Below are 19,215 nucleotides of genomic sequence, written 5' to 3'. Positions count from 1 at the left end.
CGTCAAATTGACCAAACGTACTGACCAAAATGATCACCGATTGGGTCAGATGGCTTAATCCCGGACCGGATTGGGGACTGACAAATAGTTCTCGGCAGGGATGGTTATCAGGCCGCGAAGATGCAGCAGGTCGCGATCTTGTGGGTTCAGGTCGTCAATTGCTGCGCGAACAGCGCGGGCGATACCTGGTGCATCCTGCCCGATGGCCGTGATATAGGGCAGGGCGGGCGTCGGTGGCGTCGTTCCAACCTCGCGTAGGGACGCGTCAAGGTCGGAATGCGTCTTGAGCAATTCCCAGGTCAATGCATCCAACGCCGCGTAATCAGCCTGTCCATCGGACACAGCGTTGGCAGAACGCGCATGCCCACCAGTTTCAAGTATGGTTTTGGGGCACAGGTTGAGCGCCTCTAGATGAACCATTGGCGCAGCCCAACCCGATTGTGACAGGCCCTCGTTATAGGCAAACGTGCCGTTCGAAAGTCCGTGCAGATCGCGCGGGTCATTTTTTCGGGCCACAAAAACGGAGCGATAATAACCTGGCGGGCACCCCTCAAGCCCATAGTCCGGAGTGCCGACCAGCTGTACGTTGCCATGTAGGCGGGTGCGGTAAGGCATGCCGCAGGTCTGCGCAAAGGTCAGGTCGGGGTGTTGCCAGACATCCCAGAAATCGGTGTCTCGCGTTAGCTGATCCGGGCCAAAGCCCAAGTGATCGCGAATCGACGTCCATAACCGATCATTCGCAGGCTGTAATGCGGGCATGTCATACATGCCCAGCATCGCGATCACGACTTGGCGGCCTTTTGACGTGCCAGGGCGGAATCTACGTCACTGACGCCCAGTAGGCTGACCACCAGCCGCAACAGCGAATCCTCTTCGCCCGAGCGCTGTCCGTCGGCCAAAGCGACGGACCACATCGCCTGCACCACGGCCAGACGGTCGTCATAGGCCACGGCCTCTTTGATCGCGCGGGTAAAACGGACCGTGTCGGGGGCCTCAGACTCTAGGTCTTCGGCGCGGGCGCGCAGGGCGGCGGCCTCGAACGGGGACAGGCCATAACGTTCGGCTGAAATCTTGTCGATTCGGGCCATCTCGGTATCGGCATAGTCGTTGTCGGACCTGGCGATGCGCACCAGCAGGGCCGTCAAGGCCAGACGGGCATCATCATCGGCAAGCGGGTCGGGGGCGGGCTGTGTCAGCCGGGACAGGAAATCACTAAACATGGGTTAGATATAGATGGGGCTTAATGCTCTTCCAAGCTTCTTTGAACACGCTCGCGGGCGGTCTGGCTGTCATTGAAGCTAAGGCCCATGGCGATGCGTGCCTCTTCCACGATCTTAATCTCACCTTCGTCTGTATCGCCATCGGCCAGAACGACCTCCCACAGGGCGTCCAACGCGGCAAGGCGTTCGTGAAGGTCGGTGGTTTCGCGGATTAGCTTGCCGAAGGTGTCCGTCTCAGGTGCGGCGGCGTGCAGCTTTTCGCAGGTCGCGCGAACCTTGGCAGCTTCGATCGCATTGTGTTGATAGAGCCGCGCAAGGATGCGGTCGATCAGGCTGATTTCCTCAAGCTTATAGTCACGATCCGCCTGCGCCACACGCACCATAAGCGCACCCAGAGCCAGCTCGGCATCCGGGTCGGGCAGTTTATCGTGCTGCGGTGGGCGAAAAGCCTGAAAGAACTTCTTCAACATGCGCTCAGGTTATTCCATATTTTGTGGGCCGCCAAGCACAGACCACCCGTCATAGGCAGAATGGTCGCAAGACTGTCGGATTTGGCAGGAACACGCTGAGCGCGATCCACCTGCGGATGGATCAACCCGCCTGAAGCGCCTGTTTTGCCTGCTCTTGCAGCCAGCCCAGCATCTGCCGATAGGGGACAGGGCCATAGCTGACCCGCGCCACGCCCAGTGACGCCAGAGTGGCCGTATCGGGGGTGCCGGGAAGGGCAATAATGTTGACGGGCAACTCGGTCGATTCGCAGAGCCGAGCGATCAGCCCTTCGTCTTTGAGACCCGGCGCAAAGAACCCGCTGGCCCCGGCATCGGCATAGGCCTTGGCCCGTGCGATCGCATCGTCCAGCATCGAATTATCATGAGTGTCGGGCTTGGCTTTCAGGAAGATATCTGTGCGGGCATTGATGAAGGCCGGGATGCCGGCAGCATCGCAGCCTTCGCGCATTGCCTGGACGCGTGCTTCCTGCGTTTCGATGTCGTAGAGGTCGCTGGTGCCAACGATTTGGTCTTCAAAGTTAAAGCCGATGACACCGGTCTGCAGCGCAAGTCGAACATTGGCGGCGACGCTTAGCACATCCTCAGCATATGCGCCTTCGAAATCCAGCGTCACGGGAAGGTCCACCGCGGCAACGATCCGGCGTGCATTGTCCAGGGCAGAATCCAGTGAGATTTTCTGCCCGTCCCCGAACCCTTGCGCCATCGCAACCGGCGCGCTGCCAGTCGCAATTGCCTTGGCGCCTGCATCGCGGACAGCCCCGGCGCTGCCCGGATCCCAGATATTGTACAGGATGACCGGCTCGCCCTTTTTGTGTAGGGCGGCGAATTCTTCTGCTTGGGTAATCTGGTTGGTCATGCCGGTCTCCTGTCGCTGCTATGGCGGCAGTTAACCGTGCAAATAGTCGGCGCGTAAAGATGTTTCGCGCCGACCAACACAATACAGTGATTTGTCCGAGGTCAAACCAGCCGCGAACTGTCCTTGGCTGCGCGCACAAAGTCGCGGAACAAGGGGTGGGGGTCAAACGGTTTGGATTTCAGTTCGGGGTGATATTGCACGCCGATGAACCAAGGGTGATCTGACCATTCAACGATCTCGGGCAAACGTCCGTCCGGTGACATGCCCGAAAAGTTCAGGCCCGCCTTTTCCAGCTTTTCGCGGTATTTGATGTCCACTTCGTAACGATGGCGGTGGCGTTCTTCGATATTGGTGCCACCGTACACCTCGGCCACTTTCGAGCCCTCGGCTAGTACCGCGTCATAGGCGCCCAAACGCATGGTGCCGCCTTTATCGTCGCCGACTTTACGTTCGACTTTGTGATTGCCCTGCACCCATTCTTTCAGGTGATAAACTACCGGCTCGAAACGCTTTTTCCCGGCCTCGTGGTCGAATTCCTCGGACCCGGCTTCGGTGATCCCCGCCGCATTTCGCGCAGCCTCGATCACGGCCATCTGCATGCCCAGACAGATGCCCAGATACGGCACTTTGTGTTCGCGCGCATATTGCGCCGCTTTGATTTTGCCTTCGGTACCGCGTTCACCAAACCCACCCGGCACGAGGATCGCGTGGAAGCCTTCCAGATGGGGGGCGGCGTCTTCTGTATCGAAAACTTCGGCATCCACCCATTCGACCTTGACCTTGACTCGGTTGGCCATGCCGCCGTGGGTCAGCGCCTCGGCAATCGACTTATAGGCGTCTTCGAGCTGAGTGTATTTGCCCACAATGGCCACCTTAACTTCGCCCTCGGCGTTGTGGATGCGGTCGCTGACGTCTTCCCACTTGGTCAGATCGGGTTTAGGGGCCGGGCTGATCTGGAACGCGTCCAGTACGGCCTGATCCAAACCTTCGCGGTGATAAGCCAGCGGGGCGTCGTAAATGGTGGAAAGGTCCTGCGCCGCAATTACGCTGTCGGGGCGCACGTTGCAGAACAACGCCAGCTTTTCGCGTTCCTTGGTCGGGATCGGGCCCTCGGACCGGCAGACCAGAATATCGGGTGCCAAACCGATCGAGCGCAGCTCTTTGACCGAGTGTTGCGTCGGTTTGGTTTTCAACTCGCCAGACGCCTTGATGTAGGGCAGCAAGGTCAGGTGCATGAACAGGCACTGACCACGGGGCTTGTCCTGGCTAAACTGACGGATGGCTTCAAAAAAGGGCAGGCCCTCGATATCGCCGACGGTGCCACCGATTTCACACAGCATGAAATCAACTTCATCCTCGCCGATAGCGATGAAATCCTTGATCTCGTTAGTGACGTGCGGGATCACCTGAATGGTCTTGCCAAGGTAGTCGCCGCGACGTTCTTTTTCCAGCACGTTGGAATAAATCCGGCCCGAGCTGACCGAGTCGGTTTTGCGGGCCGCCACGCCAGTGAAACGCTCATAGTGGCCCAGGTCCAGATCAGTCTCAGCCCCGTCATCAGTGACGAATACTTCGCCATGTTCGAAGGGCGACATCGTGCCGGGGTCGACGTTCAGATAGGGGTCCAACTTGCGCAAACGCACCGAGTATCCCCGGGCCTGCAACAGGGCACCCAGAGCCGCCGAAGCCAGCCCTTTGCCCAAGGACGAAACCACACCACCAGTGATGAAAATAAAACGCGCCATGTTTTTCGGCTGCTCCCGTGAGACGTCAAAATCAGCTGCCCGACGGTTCCGAAAAACCGCTGCATCACGGGACTTCACGTATAAAGGATTCGCGCCAATAGCGCAAGAGAACCGCAAGATGCTGTTGCAGCTCTCTTTCAGATTTCTAGGTTTTGTGGATCAGTTGGCCTGAGGAATCAGAGGTGCGTTGTCGCCCTGCGCCGGTGGCAGCAGATCATCCGCCGACGGAACCGCCGGGGTGCTTTCTTCGGTTGCCGCAGGTGCCGGAACGCCCAAACGGTCGATAACCGAGCTGCCCGAAGACTTCTGAGCCGCCAAAATGGTCAGCGTGATCGAGGTCACGATAAAGCAGGATGCCAGAATCCAGGTCACCTTGCCCAAAGCGGTCGCTGCCGCGCGACCTGTCATGGCGCCACCGCCACCACCGCCCATACCAAGGCCACCGCCTTCGGACCGCTGCATCAGAACAACGGCAATCAGGCCCAGGGCCAAGAGGAGGTGGATGATGAGAACGACGTTTTCCATGGTGTTCCTGTACAGCGTGGCGTGTATCGCGTGGTACTTATGCAAGTTTGCCTTCGGGGGCAAGGGATGAGTTGGCATCACGAACGGTGATATTCCAGATCACAGCAAAGGGACTGGACAGGCAGATGATACGTAACGCAGGCTGCGGCCATGCCTCATGACGATCACGACCACCCGCACGCCCTGTTGCCGCCCGATCCCGCGCTTCGAGTTAAAGCGCTTGAGACGATTCTGACCCGTAAGGGTCTGATCGACCCGGCGGCGCTGGATGAGATTATCGACACGTATCAAAACAAGATCGGTCCACAGAACGGCGCGCGCGTTGTCGCCAAGGCGTGGGGCGATTCTGCGTTCAAGCAAGCCCTGCTTGCAGACGCGACGTCTGTTGTCGCTGATCTTGGGTTTTACGGGCGGCAGGGCGAACATATCGTAGTGGTCGAGAATACGCCGGAACAGCACAACATGGTCGTTTGTACCCTATGCAGCTGCTACCCGTGGCCTTTGCTGGGTATTCCACCGGGTTGGTACAAGTCCGACGCCTACCGCGCTCGAGCGGTACGTGAGCCGCGCAAGGTCTTGGCCGAATTCGGTGTCGAATTGACGCCAGAATCATCCGTGCGGGTATGGGATTCGACCGCAGAGATTCGCTACCTCGTGCTTCCCATGCGCCCGGAAGGCACAGAAGGGCTGGGAGAAGAGGACCTTGCTGCGCTTGTTACCCGTGACAGCATGATTGGCACGGGCCTGCCTAAGGTGCCGTCATGACCCGTGTTCACGATATGGGTGGTCGGTTTGGGGACGGTCCGGTCACGCCCGAGGCCGAAAGCGCCCCGGTCTTTGCCGAGGACTGGCATGGTCGCGCCTTGGCCGTGACGCTGGCGGTCGGGTTTCTGGGGCAATGGAATATTGACGTCTCGCGCCACGCGCGCGAAAGGTTGTCGCCCAAGGACTACGCACGGTTCTCTTACTATGAAAAGTGGATATCCGGTCTGGCCGACCTGCTGGTCGAAAAGGGGGTGCTGACCTTGGATGATTTGTCGGGCGCAGGCACCGACGACCCACACCCGTTGGCAGCCCGTGTTCTGAAAGCCGGGACCGTCTCGGGAGCCTTGGCCAAAGGCGGGCCAGCAGACCGGGCTTCGGACGTGCCGATACAGTTTGAAGTCGGGCAGAATGTCCGAACTGTGGATCCGGCAGCCAATCGTCTAGTGAGTGGCGGCCATACGCGACTGCCAATCTATGCATCGGGTGCAAATGGCCGAATTTTGCGGCTGCACGGTACGCATGTGTTGCCAGATTCAAATGCACATGGTTTGGGCGAGGCGCCAGAACCCCTTTATGCGGTGGCATTTGCCGCGTCCGAGTTGTGGGCTGACCCGGAGCATCCCAAAGACGAGGTCGTTCTGGACTTGTGGCAAAGCTATCTGGAGCCCGTATGAGCACCTGTACCACCCATTCCGCACCAGAGCCGGTTTTTGCCGAACCCTGGCATGCGCAGGTCTTCGCCCTGACAGTTGCATTGAACGAAGCTGGACAATTCGAGTGGTCAGATTGGGCCGATCGATTTTCGCATACTTTGAAATTGCACGGGTTGGACAAGGAACTGGATGGCGGGAATGATTATTTTCACGCGTGGCTGGAGAACTTGGAGCAATTGTTGGTCGAACAAGGTTCGACGTTACCAGGTGACATTCAACGCATGAGAAATGCTTGGGAAGAGGCTTATTTGACGACGCCACACGGTCAACCGGTGCATTTGGCGGCAGGCGAATAGGAGGGGCGCTGCCCCCGCCGCCTGTTCTGGGCGACTCCTCCAAGATATTTGAGGCCGGATGAACAGGGGAGCCATACTTCATCTGGCCGAAACTATCCCCGCCGGAGGCACCGCACATTGCGCGGTTCTGAACTGCGGCGAATTACCGGTTTCCCTGCCGCTTTGACCCCGCTATATGAGCCGAGTTTGATAATTCAGCGCAAAAGGACCGGATATGGCCAATGTGGTTGTTGTCGGCGCCCAGTGGGGCGACGAAGGAAAAGGCAAGATCGTCGACTGGCTCAGCGAACGGGCAGACGTGATCGCGCGTTTTCAAGGCGGGCATAATGCCGGTCATACGCTGGTCATTGATGGTGAAGTTTACAAGCTGCATGCGTTGCCTTCAGGCGTCGTGCGGGGCGGCAAGCTGAGTGTCATTGGCAATGGTGTTGTGTTGGACCCGTGGCACCTGATCAAGGAAATCGGAACCATTCGGGCGCAAGGTGTCGATATCTCGCCCGAGACTCTGATGATTGCCGAGAATACGCCGCTGATCCTGCCTATCCATGGCGAGCTGGACCGTGCGCGCGAAGAAGCTGCCAGCAAGGGCACCAAGATCGGGACGACCGGTCGCGGAATTGGTCCGGCGTATGAGGACAAAGTGGGCCGTCGCTCTGTTCGTGTTGCCGATCTTGCTGATGAAGCCACGCTTGAGGCGCGCGTGGATCGTGCACTGCAACACCACGACCCGCTGCGCAAGGGGCTTGGGATCGAGCCCGTTGACCGGGACGCGCTGATCGCCCAATTGAAAGAGATCGCGCCGCAAATTCTTCCGTTTGCCGCTCCGGTCTGGAAGGTGCTGAACGAAAAGCGCAAGGCTGGTAAGCGTATCCTTTTTGAAGGGGCGCAAGGCGCGCTGCTGGATATTGATTTCGGCACCTATCCGTTTGTGACCTCGTCCAATGTGATCGCGGGGCAGGCGGCGACTGGTGTGGGTATCGGTCCAGGGTCGATTGATTTCGTTCTCGGTATCGTCAAAGCCTATACGACCCGCGTGGGTGAAGGACCGTTCCCGACCGAATTGGATGACGCGGACGGTCAACGCCTTGGTGAACGTGGACACGAATTCGGCACAACCACAGGCCGCAAACGTCGCTGTGGCTGGTTCGATGCCTGCTTGGTGCGGCAAACCTGCGCGACAAGTGGTGTAAACGGTATCTCGCTGACCAAGCTGGACGTGCTGGACGGGTTTGAGACGCTGAAAATCTGCGTGGGATACGAGCTGGATGGCGAGCGTCTGGACTATCTGCCCACAGCAGCTGATCAACAAGCGCGCTGCAAACCCATCTACGAAGAAATGCCGGGGTGGAGTGAATCCACCGAAGGCGCACGCAGCTGGGCCGATCTGCCTGCCAACGCGATCAAATACGTACGTCGCGTTGAAGAGCTGATCGAGTGTCCCGTGGCCCTTCTGTCTACCAGTCCGGAGCGGGACGACACCATTCTGGTGACCGACCCGTTTGCCGACTGATGAGCGATCACGGCAAATCCGGTCTGAGCTACAAGGCCCGGCGGCGCTGGTCGCTGGTGCTGCTGTTGATTGGGCTTCCCATTTATATCGTGGCGGTTGTGACGGTGGTGAACTGGCTCGACCGTCCGCCCATCTGGTTGGAACTGCTGGTCTATGTTGGTTTGGGCATCGTGTGGGCGCTGCCGTTCAAATTTGTCTTCAAAGGTGTTGGCAAAGAAGACCCAGAGCAAAACTCGGATTGATCACCGGCAATTCAGGTGATGATGAGAAAAGGGCCAGAGTAACCTCTGGCCCTTTTTCTATTGTACTGGTTTGGGGAATTATCCCGCGGCGCGCTCGTCATCCGGGCGGAACCCGATCTGGGTCGAGGCCGCGAAACGCCCGCCGCCCGCTTTTTCAATCTTTCCATCGCGCAGCAACTGACCGAAGGACCGCAGGCTTTCTTCGCGGTTGAAGTCATTTTGCTTGAGCGAACGGATTTTGTTCATCAACTGCGGGCGCGAAAACTGCTCCTGACCTTCGATGAACGACAGGTACGCGGCGGCAGCCTCAAGCAAGTCAGGGAGGGACTGCGCGCCCTGTTCCTGCGCGAACAGAGCAAAGCCACCTTCCTCAGGTGTTTCGTCTTCGGCTTCAGTTTCGGATTTGACGCGGCGAGGGGTAACTGGTCCGGCGTCTACGGTTTGATTGTCGATGCGCTGTTCAGCGACCAGCTTAAGAGGGGCTGCATCGTCACTGATGGGGCGCATGCTGGTGACCTGAATTTCCGGGCGGCGCGGGCTGACGACCGAGGAAAGATCTCCACGATAGCCCTGTTCCTCACTGTCCTGTGCTGTGGCCTTACCTTCGCCACGTTCAGCTTCGGTTGCGGCGACGGCCGCCCGCAGATGCGTGTAGGCCTCGCGCTGATCGCTGGTGTCCGGGTCGTTCAACTGTTCGCCGGCCTTATCCATCAGGCGCGATACGTCCCGATCCAGATCTGACGTTTCAGTGTCTGTATTGGCCGAGCGTTTTGCCAGTACAGCTTCCACGCTTGAAATCTCTTCCAGCAGGTCGACTTCATCCTCTTCCGTCAACACACCTTCATCGGTGGCTTCGACGACGTCTTCTTCTACACCGGCGTCGTCGAGAATGTTGGCCTCCTCTTCAGAACCGCTATTCGCAATGTCTTCAAGGTCCGAGAACAGCACGTCGGATGTGTCCTCCTCTTCCGCTTCGGTCTGGTCTTCCGATGTCGCGTCCAACACCTCTGAATCCAGATCCTCGGCTTCGACTTCCAGTGCAGGTGCTTCGTATTCTTCGATCTGAGGCATCTCAGCCTCGGCTTCTTCTGTTTCCGGTGCTTCGTCTTGCGTTTCGACGTGCGCGCTGGCCTCTTCAGTGTCGTCCAGATCAGCGGGGTCAAGCGAACCAGCTGCGAAGGCCGCAGCCACTGCATCAGACGGAGCGGCGCTTTTCATCAAGGTCGTGTCTTCGTCTTCCGTGTAGATGACCGAGTTTTCTTCGGAGTGAGAGACAACGGCCCGGATGCGCTGCAACTTGGCGGCAATACTGTCAGCGGCAGGCGCCGGGGCATCTTCTACGGTTTCCGCGTCAGAAAAAACGGGCTGAGAAGAGGGCGGCGTGTCGATAACATTCAAACCCTGAGCGCTGGCGGCGGATTGGGGGGATGGGGCGTTTTCTTCGGTTGCGCGGATCAGCAGGCCAGAGTCGTTCTGACTGGCTTCGACCCTGCGGGATGCGTCACGCTGCGCGATCCGTGTCAGCATTTCGGTGTCAGGCTGTGGGGGTTCAGAACCAAAGTAGCGATCATCAGCCGCGAGATCACGGAAGTATTCGGCAATCGCTTTCATCGTTTCAAAGGAATCATCAAAGCCTTCCAAAGTGCACGAGAAGGTTCCATAAGAAACGGTCAAAACCTTGTTATTCTGTACCATCAGACGCACGTCCTCTACAAACTACAAGAGCCACCCACCCAATAGAGGGCACACCTATGGCTCGAAACTCTCTGCATGAACCTACCATTTTGTGGTCTCAATGTGTCCAAATCCGGGAAAAATGATCAATCTTAAAAAAAATCAGTCGATTGTACGGTCTGAGGAGCCAATCGCGGTGGTCGGAGGCGGAGAAATCGGTCCAGATGACCTAAATTTGGCGCTGATTCGCGTCAATACCGTTGTTGCCGCAGATGGCGGAGCGATCCCGCTGATGGATTCGGGGCGGATGCCGGATGCGGTTATCGGTGATTTTGATTCGCTGAGCAGCGGCTATCGCGACCGGATTCCGGAAGAGCGATTGTTTCCGATCCGCGAGCAGGACAGCACGGATTTCGACAAGACCCTGCGCAGTGTCGAGGCGCCGCTAGTGCTAGGGGTTGGGTTTCTGGGCGGGCGGCTGGATCACCAATTGGCGGTGCTGAGCGCGTTGATCCGACTTCAGGATCGTCCGTGCATTTTGCTAGGGGAGCATGAAGTCGTGTTCCACGCCCCACCGCGGATCGCTTTTGACCTTTCACCCGGCGATGTGGTTTCGCTGTTTCCGTTTCAGAGGGTAACGGGGCGCAGCCGTGGATTGGAATGGCCGATTGATGATCTGGTGTTAGAGCCGAGCGGCCGCGTCGGGACCTCCAATCGCGCGTTGGCTGATGTAGAACTGGAGGTGGACAGGCCCGGCCTTTTGGTCATGGTTCCGCGCAACGCCTTGGATCAGATCATGCAGGCGTTTCTGTCGGAGCAGACCGGGCGTTGGCCCGCTCGTGCAGAATAACGTAAAGGCCCGCGGCGATGGTGATGGCTATGCCGATGGCCGCAACCCCGTTGGGCAGGTCGTGAAAGACGAGCCAGCCGAATAGGGTGGCCATTGGAATTTCCAGATATTGCATCGGGGCCAGCGTAGCCGACGGCGCAAAGCGCAGCGACCATGTCATCAACAGATGCGCGACGGTTCCCAGCAGCCCGATTGCGATCAGCAAAAGGTGAATGTCCGGGTGAGGTAAGATCAGCGATACGGCCCAACTGCCGCCGATTGTTCCGGCCAACAGAACTGGCAGCATTAGGATTATAGCCATCATGCCCGATGCCGCTTGTAGGGTGATTGGGTCTGTTTCTTTGGCGATCTGGCGCGTCACCAGCATGAACAGGGAAAAGAGCAAAGCTACCACAAGCGGTAGCAGGGCTGCGGCCCCCACTTGTACAAAGCTGGGCTGAATGACCAGCAAGGTCCCAACAAAGCCAACGGCGCAGGCTATCAGGCGGCGTGGGCCAACGGTTTCTTTCAGTATGTATTTGCCCAGGATCAACATGATGAACGGCATGACAAAGACGATGGCGATCGCGTCGGCCAGCGGCAGGAAAAGCAATGAGCTGAACATGGCTGAAAGGGCGAGGATATGCAGAACCGTGCGAATAAATGTCAGCCACAGGATACGGCCACGCATGCGCAGGGATCGCCCAGTCAATACGGCCAGTGGGACCAACACCAGCGCCTGAACGGCGAAGCGGACAAAGACAAGCATGCCGACAGGTGTGGTTTCGGCCAACAGCTTTGCCATCGCGTCGCCCATCGGCGCGATGATGCAAAAGCCAAGCATCAGGATGATGCCAAAGACCGGACGATCCTGTGTCATAAGGGCGACGCTACGGGGTTTGGGGTCCGGTGGGAAGCGTCTAGGGCAGGGGTTGAACCTTGGTATAATCTGGACCGATGCAAGTGGGCAGGCCGTCACCCAGTTTCAGCCAGTTCAGCTTTTCCTCATGCGCCACGTGCAACGTTGGCTCCAACTGGTTTGGGTCTTCCAGTGTTGCCACGTACAGATGCAGCACGTCCGACATGGCTTGTGATCGGAATGATATCGGAGTGCCGCAATTGGGGCAGAAACTGCGGGTGACACCGGGCGACGAGGCAAAGGTTTTCGGCTCGTCCCCGGTCCAGCGCCACTGGCCGTCGCGCACGCCGAAATAGGTGGTCATCGGCGCGGCGCATTGCCGTCTGCAACTGTCGCAATGGCAGGTAACGCAGGACAGGACCGGAGGCGTAACCTCGTACCGGATGGTGCCGCACAGACAATGTCCCCGCATGATATCCCCCTTATTGCGGCATCAGCAGTTGGGTACGTTCACCGCCAGGCCGCCCAGTGACGTTTCCTTGTATTTCTCGTGCATATCATGGCCGGTCTGGCGCATGGTCTCGATCACGGAATCGAGCGGAACAAAGTGTTTTCCATCACCGCGCAATGCCAGAGAGGCCGCTGAAACGGCTTTGATTGCAGCCAGCCCATTGCGTTCGATGCATGGAACTTGCACCAACCCGGCAACCGGGTCACAGGTCATGCCCAGATGATGCTCCAGCGCGATTTCAGCTGCGTTTTCAACCTGCTCCGGTGTGCCGCCCATGACGGCGCACAGGCCTGCGGCAGCCATGGCTGACGCACTTCCAACCTCGGCCTGACAACCTGCTTCGGCGCCAGAGATCGAGGCGTTATATTTCACCAGCCCGCCAATGGCGGCAGCGGTCAGAAGGAAATCTTCGATATGGCTTTCCGACGCGCCGGGCACGTGATCAAGGTAATAGCGCAGGACCGAAGGCATCGTACCTGCCGCGCCATTGGTCGGGGCGGTCACGACCTGCCCACCGGCGGCGTTTTCCTCGTTCACCGCCATCGCATAGACGCTCATCCAGTCATTGATGGTGTGCGGCGCATTCAGGTTCATGCCTCGTTCGGCCAGAAGGGCATCGTGAATGCCCTTGGCGCGGCGTCGCACGTTCAGGCCACCGGGCAAAATGCCGTCAGTATTCAGGCCGCGCTCGATGCAATTGTTCATAACTTCCCACAGACGCGCAGTGCCCTTGGCGAAGCTGTCGGCACAGCCGCGCGCGATTTCATTATCGCGCTTCATCTGAGCGATGCTTTTGCCGCTGGTCTTTGCCATCTCAAGCATTTCGGCGGCGGATTTGAACGGGAACGGGACTGGGTCGCCCTCGTCGGTTGCCTTGCCTTCGGCCAGTTCCTCTTCGGTCAGGACAAAGCCACCGCCGACCGAGTAGTAAACCTGCCGCAGGATCACATCGCCTTGTGCGTCGGTGGCCATCAGGATCATGCCATTGGCGTGGCCGGGCAGGTTGTTGTCATAGTCAAAGATCAGGTCGGTCTTTGGGTTGAACTGAAGCGTCGGCAACCCTTCGGGCGTCACCGAGTTCGTCTGGGAAATTTCGGCCAGCGCGGCCTCAGCCTTATCGTTGTCGTAGGTGTCGGGCACAAACCCGGCCAGTCCCAGAATGGTGGCACGGTCGGTGGCGTGACCGACCCCAGTAAAAGCCAGCGAGCCGTGCAGCGATCCGCGCAGCCCCGCAAATTCGAACGGGGACGCGCGCATCATGTCCAGAAAACGCGCGGCGGCCACCATCGGCCCCATGGTATGAGACGAAGACGGGCCGATGCCCACTTTGAACATATCGAAGACAGATAGAAACATATCAGGTAGCTGAGCCTTCTTCAGGTGTAGCGTAACGTGGTGAGGTGAACGGCGTAACCCCCAACCCTTCGGCCGCGATGGCGGCCTGGGTCGCAGGGCGGGATTCGAGCCGCGTCAGGATGTCCTGCAGATGGGGCGTGTCCCTAAGCTGAAACCAGCTGCGATCCGCGCTGGCGGGGTACAGCGCCATCCAACGCATTTGGCACGCCAGATAAAAGCTTAAAACCGATGGGGTGTCGGCCTGCAGCCAATCCGGCGCTTTCTGGGCTTCGGCATCCAGTACACGCAAATGTTGGCGCAGGCGCGGGCGGATGCCTTCACGCAGGGTCTCGGCCTGCGCGGGGTCGATGTACTTTTCAGCATAGAAAAGAATGCGCAGATCGGCGTGCAGCGTGTTGGACGCAAAAAACAACCATTTCAGAAACGCCACCCGATCCGGGCTGTTGGGGGCAGGGGCCAGTTGCTTGTGCGTATCCGCCAGCCACAACAAAATGGCTGCCGTTTCAAAGATCGGTCCTTGCGGGGTGTCCAGCACCGGGATCAATCCATTCGGGTTCAAGGCCCGATAGGCCGCGCTGTCCTGTTCGTTCCGGCGGCGGTCCACCAATACGGTCTCAAAAGGAAGGCCCATCTCTTCCAACACCAGTCTGATCACCAGCGAGGCGTTGTCGGGGGCATAATGAAGGCGATAGGGCGCGGTCATGGCCCCTATGTAACTTGCGGGGCGAATGCCGGAAGCCTCGATTGCGACGTTTCCCTTCGGAAACGCGTATTTTCCACGCATGTTTACGCGTGATGGCGGCGATTTGGCACTCGCGGTTGGTTGCCGCATTTCGTATAAGTCTGGCAGTAATAAAGGGAAACGCTGCCATGACCCGTGATCTGTCACCCATCGATAACGCCAAATATGTCGCCGCTCGTCGCGCTGCTGACATGGTGCAAGACGGAATGCGTGTTGGTCTGGGGACAGGGTCAACAGCCGCTTGGATGGTGCGTCGCATCGGTGAGCGGGTCAAAAAAGAAGGGCTGCGGATCAAGGGTGTTCCGACGTCGATCCGCACCGCGCAACTGGCCTGCGAAGTCGGGATCGAAGTGGTCTCGTTGGATCAGGCGGGGTGGCTGGATCTGACCATTGATGGCGCGGATGAATTCGATGGCGAACTGAACCTGATCAAAGGTGGCGGTGGCGCGCATCTGCAGGAGAAGATCGTCGCCACGGCCAGCGACCAGATGGTCGTCATCGCCGATGCCGGCAAAGAGGTCGAAACCCTGGGCGCCTTCCCTTTGCCGGTCGAGGTGATCCCCTTTGGTTGGCAAACCACCCGCACTTTGATCCAAGAGGTGCTGGACACGATGGATGTTCTGGGCACTTCGGCCATGCTTCGGATGGATGGTGAAGCCCCTTTTGTGACAGATGAAGGCAACCACGTTTTGGATTTGCACCTGCAGCGCATCGGCAACGCGCGCCAGTTGGCGCTGGTGCTTAATCAGGTGCCAGGTGTGGTCGAGAACGGGTTGTTCATCGACATCTGTGACAAGGTCGTGATTGGCCACGGGGACGGCCGGGTCGAACTGCGCGACATCAACGCGGGTACCACCGAGCTGGACGAATTGGTGGACAGTGGTGAGAACCTGTTCTCGGATTTGGCTGACTGACGAATGTCAGAGCTTTCGGCATTACAATTCGGCGAAGTCAGTTTCCAAAAACCGGACGGCACATTCGAGAGCATGCCCCTCCAGTTGCAATCTATGGCGAAACCCATATCTGAGCGGTTCGTAAGGACGGTTGAGCATTACTGGCCGATTTTTTTTGCGTCCTGGCAAGATCAACTGTCTCACCAGAACGGTCTGGACTGTGGTGAGCAATAAGATACACCCGTGGCGTCGCTTTGATGGCGCTTGCTGAAAACTGAAAGAGGCACGGTAAATGAGCTTTGATTATGATCTGTTCGTCATCGGAGGCGGCTCGGGCGGGGTTCGCGCAGCGCGTGTGGCTGCTGGTGAGAATGGTGCCAAGGTGGCGCTGGCCGAAGAGGATCGTTATGGCGGGACCTGTGTCATCCGAGGCTGTGTTCCGAAAAAGCTGATGGTCTTTGCCAGTGAGTTCTCAGGGACAATGCAGGACGCGCAAGCCTATGGTTGGGATGTTAAACCCGGCGGGCTTGATTGGAACACGTTCCACGACAAGCTGGTCGCGGAACTGGATCGGCTTGAAGGTGTTTATCGCAATATCCTGAAAAACAACGGTGTCGAAAGCTTTGATCAGCGTGCCCATGTGGTTGATGCGCATACGGTTGAGCTGGCCGATGGCACGCGTAAGACGGCCAAGCACATCCTGATCGCCACCGGCGGTCGTCCGGTCGTGCCCGAGTTTCCGGGCTCGGATCTGGCCATCACCTCAAACGAAATCTTCCATCTTGAGAAATTGCCTCAATCCATCTTGATCGTCGGTGGCGGCTACATCGCCAGCGAGTTCGCAGGGATCATGAACGGGATGGGTGTGAAGACCACTCAGTTCTACCGCGGCGCGCAAATTCTGCGCGGCTTTGATGAGGAAGCACGCGGCCTGATCTGCGAGGAAATGCGCCAGAACGGTATTGATGTACGTCTGGGCACCAATGTGTTGGAGATGACCAAGGAAGGTGACCAAATTCGCGTCAAAGCCACCGACGGCACCGAGGATCAATTCGATGTTGTCATGTACGCCACTGGTCGTGCGCCCAATGCCGACAACCTAGGGCTTGAGGCAGTGGGCGTTGAACGGGGTCGTAAGGGCGAGATCGTTGTGGACGAATACAGCCAGACGGGCGTGCCTTCGATCTTTGCAATTGGGGATGTGACAGATCGGGTGAATTTGACACCGGTTGCGATCCGCGAGGGCATGGCTTTTGTCGAAACAGTGTTCAAAGGCAACCCGACGCCGGTCGATCACGAGCTGATCCCGACCGCGATCTTCACCCAACCGGAGTTCGGTACCGTGGGATTGAGCGAGGAAGACGCTGCCGCGCAAGAACCGGTCGAGGTATATGCAACCTCGTTCAAGCCGATGCAAAAGGCGTTTGCGGGTGGAACGCAGCGGGTGCTGATGAAGCTGATCGTCAGTCAGGCGACCCGCAAGGTGTTGGGTTGCCATATCGTGGCACCGGGCGCGGGCGAGATGATCCAGCTGGCAGGAATCGCCGTTAAAATGGGTGCAACCAAGGAAGATTTCGACCGCACGGTTGCCGTTCACCCGGTTATGGCCGAAGAACTGGTGACAATGCGGCAACCTGTTCGCACTGCTTGATTTGCAAGCGCGCGCACACAAGTTACAAGGGACACCGTGATCACACGGTCCAACACGAAGGAACAGATACATATGGCGGGCAACAGCGGTGGCCCCTGGGGGGGCGGAGGCTCTTCTGGAGGCGGAGGAAATCGGGGTAATAATGGGGACGGACGCAAGCCTCCCGAAGGCGACGGCCCGCAGATCCCCGAGATCGATGAGCTGATGAAAAAAGGCCAAGAGCAGCTGCGCGTTCTGATGGGCGGTCGCGGCGGCGGTGGCCGTGGCGGCGGTCAGGGAGCGGGCGGCGGTGGTCCGGTTTTCACCAAAGGCACGGTGGTGATTGGTTTGCTGGTTGCCGCGGGTCTGTGGGGAGCTGCAAGCTTCTACACGGTCAAACCGGAAGAACAGTCGGTTGAGTTGTTCTTGGGTGAATTTTCGGCCGTTGGGAATCCGGGTCTGAACTTTGCGCCTTGGCCGTTTGTGACCGCCGAGGTGATCCCGGTAACCCGTGAACAGAATGAAGACATGGGCGGTGCGCGCGGCAGTGACGATGGTCTGATGCTGACTGGCGACGAAAATGTGGTCGACATCGACTATCAGGTTGTCTGGAACATCAACGATCCGGCTAAATATCTGTTTAACCTGCGCGATCCGCGTCAGACGATTCGGGCCGTTTCTGAATCGGCGATGCGCGAGATCATCGCACAAAGCGAGTTGGCACCGATTCTGAACAGGGACCGGGGCATTATCGCAGACCGGTTGCAGGAATTGATTCAGCTGACAATGGACAGCTACGATTCTGGTGTGAACATTGTCCGCGTGAACTTTGACAAGGCTGACCCTCCACAGGACGTGATCGCAGCGTTCCGTGATGTTCAGGCGGCGGCGCAAGAACGTGACCGCCTGCAGAACGTTGCGGATGCCTATGCCAACCGCGTTTTGGCCGAGGCGCGAGGTGAAGCCGCACAGGTTCTGGAAGAGGCCGAAGCCTATCGCGCCCAGCAGATCAATGGCGCGCAGGGTGAGGCCAGCCGCTTTAGCGCGGTTCTGGAAGAGTACTCCAAGGCACCCGACGTGACGCGCAAGCGTCTGTATCTGGAGCGCATGGAGCAGGTTCTGGGCGACGTGGATAAAATCATCCTCGACGAGAACTCGACAGGGTCGGGGCAGGGCGTGGTGCCTTATCTTCCGCTCAATGAGCTGCGCCGCAATCAGACTGAGGAGAGCAACTGATGCGTAAGTCACCTATAATCCTCATTTTGGTTGTGATCCTGGGTGTAATCGGCCTGTCCTCGATTTTCATCGTGGACGAACGTGAACGTGCGCTGGTTCTGCAATTTGGCCGCGTCGTTGCTGTTAAGGAAGAGCCCGGTTTGGCGTTCAAGATTCCGCTGATTCAGGAAGTTGTACGCTATGACGACCGTATCCTATCGATCGACGTGCAGCCGCTTGAAGTAACGCCACTGGATGACCGTCGTTTGGTTGTTGATGCGTTTGCACGTTACCGGATTTCCGATCTGAACCGCTTCCGTCAGGCCGTCGGTGTTGGCGGTATCCCGGTCGCCGAGGATCGTCTGGATCGCATCTTGCGCGCCGAAACCCGCGAAGTGCTGGGTTCGGTTTCGTCCCGCGATATCCTGAGTTCCGACCGTGCCGCCTTGATGCTGCGCATCCGCAATAGCGCGATTGCCGAAGCGCAGGCGCTGGGCGTTAACGTCATCGACGTGCGCTTGAAAGCAACTGACCTGCCGCAAGCCAACCTTGAGGCCACCTTTGACCGGATGAAGGCCGAGCGTGAACGCGAGGCGACCGATGAACGCGCCCGTGGTAACGAGGCGGCCCAGCGAGTGCGCGCCCAGGCGGATCGTACTGTGGTTGAACTGGTGTCGGATGCTCGTCGTGAGGCCGAGATCATCCGCGGTGAAGCAGATGCCGAACGTAACGCGATCTTTGCCGAAGCTTACGGCGCGGACCCTGAGTTCTTTGAATTCTACCGCTCTTTGTCGGCCTATGAAAATGCGTTGGGCGGTAGCAACAGTTCGATGGTTCTGAGCCCGGACTCCGAGTTCTTCAATTACCTGAAGTCACCCACCGGGCAGGCTGGTCGGTAATGGGCCTGATCCTTCTGGCCTTCGGGCTGGTACTGATTGTCGAGGGGCTGGCCTATGCGCTGGCCCCTTCGCTTATTGAACGTATGCTTGAGGCGCTTCGGTCACTGCCTGAACAGGCCCGTCGTCTGGCCGGTCTGCTATGTGTTGTCAGCGGTCTGGTGTTGTTGTGGGGTGCATTTCAGCTCGGGTTTTGACACGTTGATTTCAATTGCCGGTGAATTCCCCG

At 58.4% G+C, this 19,215-nt stretch carries 22 protein-coding genes; 11 read left to right on the top strand and 11 right to left on the bottom strand.

Going from position 1 to position 19,215, the window contains the following annotated elements; genetic code table 11:
- Positions 1-54 precede the first annotated feature (54 nt).
- From ACR0LY_RS05625 to secG, 6 genes are all read right to left on the bottom strand, one after another.
- Positions 55-777 (bottom strand): phosphate/phosphite/phosphonate ABC transporter substrate-binding protein, encoded by a 723-nt coding sequence (locus tag ACR0LY_RS05625; RefSeq protein WP_174820435.1) that lies wholly within the window; start codon positions 775-777, stop codon positions 55-57.
- Positions 778-782: 5 nt separating this feature from the next.
- A complete protein-coding gene (locus tag ACR0LY_RS05620; protein ID WP_170348276.1) occupies positions 783-1,220 on the bottom strand; it encodes a tellurite resistance TerB family protein in 438 nt (145 codons plus the stop codon).
- Positions 1,221-1,240: 20 nt separating this feature from the next.
- A complete protein-coding gene (locus ACR0LY_RS05615) occupies positions 1,241-1,690 on the bottom strand; it encodes a tellurite resistance TerB family protein (protein ID WP_170348277.1) in 450 nt (149 codons plus the stop codon).
- Positions 1,691-1,811: 121 nt separating this feature from the next.
- Complete coding sequence (locus tag ACR0LY_RS05610) at positions 1,812-2,585, bottom strand: isocitrate lyase/PEP mutase family protein (protein ID WP_170348278.1); 774 nt, start codon at positions 2,583-2,585, stop codon at positions 1,812-1,814.
- 101 nt (positions 2,586-2,686) lie between these two features.
- Entirely contained in the window at positions 2,687-4,330 is a 1,644-nt protein-coding gene (locus tag ACR0LY_RS05605; RefSeq protein ID WP_170348279.1) for a CTP synthase, read from the bottom strand.
- 159 nt (positions 4,331-4,489) lie between these two features.
- Positions 4,490-4,855: a preprotein translocase subunit SecG gene (gene secG, locus ACR0LY_RS05600; RefSeq protein ID WP_170348280.1), complete on the bottom strand. Its 366-nt coding sequence runs from the start codon at positions 4,853-4,855 to the stop codon at positions 4,490-4,492.
- A 150-nt stretch (positions 4,856-5,005) separates the two neighbouring features.
- Here secG and nthA point away from each other — a divergent pair, with 150 nt between their 5' ends.
- From nthA to ACR0LY_RS05575, 5 genes are all read left to right on the top strand, one after another.
- Positions 5,006-5,620: a nitrile hydratase subunit alpha gene (gene nthA, locus ACR0LY_RS05595; RefSeq protein WP_170348281.1), complete on the top strand. Its 615-nt coding sequence runs from the start codon at positions 5,006-5,008 to the stop codon at positions 5,618-5,620.
- Positions 5,617-6,294 (top strand): nitrile hydratase subunit beta, encoded by a 678-nt coding sequence (gene nthB / locus ACR0LY_RS05590; protein ID WP_170348282.1) that lies wholly within the window; start codon positions 5,617-5,619, stop codon positions 6,292-6,294. The genes nthA and nthB overlap by 4 nt, the downstream gene beginning before the upstream one ends.
- Complete coding sequence (locus tag ACR0LY_RS05585; RefSeq protein ID WP_170348283.1) at positions 6,291-6,629, top strand: nitrile hydratase accessory protein; 339 nt, start codon at positions 6,291-6,293, stop codon at positions 6,627-6,629. Before nthB ends, ACR0LY_RS05585 begins: the two co-directional genes overlap by 4 nt.
- Before the next feature lie 214 nt (positions 6,630-6,843).
- Positions 6,844-8,139 carry an adenylosuccinate synthase gene (locus tag ACR0LY_RS05580; protein WP_170348284.1) on the top strand — a complete coding sequence of 432 codons (1,296 nt, stop codon included), beginning with the start codon at positions 6,844-6,846 and terminating at the stop codon, positions 8,137-8,139.
- A complete protein-coding gene (locus ACR0LY_RS05575) occupies positions 8,139-8,381 on the top strand; it encodes a DUF2842 domain-containing protein (RefSeq protein WP_170348285.1) in 243 nt (80 codons plus the stop codon). The genes ACR0LY_RS05580 and ACR0LY_RS05575 overlap by 1 nt, the downstream gene beginning before the upstream one ends.
- A 78-nt stretch (positions 8,382-8,459) precedes the next feature.
- Here ACR0LY_RS05575 and ACR0LY_RS05570 read toward each other — a convergent pair whose 3' ends face one another.
- Entirely contained in the window at positions 8,460-10,076 is a 1,617-nt protein-coding gene (locus ACR0LY_RS05570) for a hypothetical protein (protein ID WP_170348286.1), read from the bottom strand.
- A gap of 121 nt (positions 10,077-10,197) precedes the next feature.
- Between ACR0LY_RS05570 and ACR0LY_RS05565 the strand changes: the two genes are divergently transcribed.
- Positions 10,198-10,905: a thiamine diphosphokinase gene (locus ACR0LY_RS05565; RefSeq protein ID WP_170348287.1), complete on the top strand. Its 708-nt coding sequence runs from the start codon at positions 10,198-10,200 to the stop codon at positions 10,903-10,905.
- Here the strand turns inward: ACR0LY_RS05565 and ACR0LY_RS05560 are convergent.
- From ACR0LY_RS05560 to ACR0LY_RS05545, 4 genes are read right to left on the bottom strand one after another with little or no spacing between them, the layout of a single operon-like run.
- A complete protein-coding gene (locus ACR0LY_RS05560) occupies positions 10,850-11,764 on the bottom strand; it encodes a DMT family transporter (RefSeq protein WP_170348288.1) in 915 nt (304 codons plus the stop codon). The two genes, ACR0LY_RS05565 and ACR0LY_RS05560, sit on opposite strands and share 56 nt — an antisense overlap.
- Positions 11,765-11,804: 40 nt before the next feature.
- On the bottom strand, positions 11,805-12,215 hold the full coding sequence (locus ACR0LY_RS05555) for a GFA family protein (RefSeq protein WP_170348289.1): 411 nt from the start codon (positions 12,213-12,215) through the stop codon (positions 11,805-11,807).
- Between the two features lie 21 nt (positions 12,216-12,236).
- On the bottom strand, positions 12,237-13,610 hold the full coding sequence (locus tag ACR0LY_RS05550) for an L-serine ammonia-lyase (RefSeq protein WP_170348290.1): 1,374 nt from the start codon (positions 13,608-13,610) through the stop codon (positions 12,237-12,239).
- 1 nt (position 13,611) lies between these two features.
- Positions 13,612-14,313, bottom strand: coding sequence for a glutathione S-transferase family protein (locus tag ACR0LY_RS05545; RefSeq protein WP_170348291.1), 702 nt, complete (start codon positions 14,311-14,313; stop codon positions 13,612-13,614).
- A 167-nt stretch (positions 14,314-14,480) separates the two neighbouring features.
- Here ACR0LY_RS05545 and rpiA point away from each other — a divergent pair, with 167 nt between their 5' ends.
- From rpiA to ACR0LY_RS05520, 5 genes are all read left to right on the top strand, one after another.
- The gene (gene rpiA, locus ACR0LY_RS05540) at positions 14,481-15,266 is read left to right on the top strand and encodes a ribose-5-phosphate isomerase RpiA (protein ID WP_170348292.1); all 786 of its coding nucleotides are present in this window, start codon (positions 14,481-14,483) and stop codon (positions 15,264-15,266) included.
- A 271-nt stretch (positions 15,267-15,537) separates the two neighbouring features.
- A complete protein-coding gene (gene gor / locus ACR0LY_RS05535) occupies positions 15,538-16,896 on the top strand; it encodes a glutathione-disulfide reductase (RefSeq protein WP_170348293.1) in 1,359 nt (452 codons plus the stop codon).
- Between the two features lie 72 nt (positions 16,897-16,968).
- Positions 16,969-18,111: an FtsH protease activity modulator HflK gene (hflK, locus tag ACR0LY_RS05530; protein ID WP_170348294.1), complete on the top strand. Its 1,143-nt coding sequence runs from the start codon at positions 16,969-16,971 to the stop codon at positions 18,109-18,111.
- A complete protein-coding gene (hflC, locus tag ACR0LY_RS05525; RefSeq protein ID WP_170348295.1) occupies positions 18,111-18,989 on the top strand; it encodes a protease modulator HflC in 879 nt (292 codons plus the stop codon). The genes hflK and hflC overlap by 1 nt, the downstream gene beginning before the upstream one ends.
- Positions 18,989-19,183, top strand: coding sequence for a DUF2065 domain-containing protein (locus tag ACR0LY_RS05520; protein WP_170348296.1), 195 nt, complete (start codon positions 18,989-18,991; stop codon positions 19,181-19,183). Before hflC ends, ACR0LY_RS05520 begins: the two co-directional genes overlap by 1 nt.
- Positions 19,184-19,215 lie beyond the last annotated feature (32 nt).

The organism is Ruegeria sp. BC5, assembly GCF_056539205.1.
This window is presented reverse-complemented; position numbering and strand designations above follow the sequence as displayed.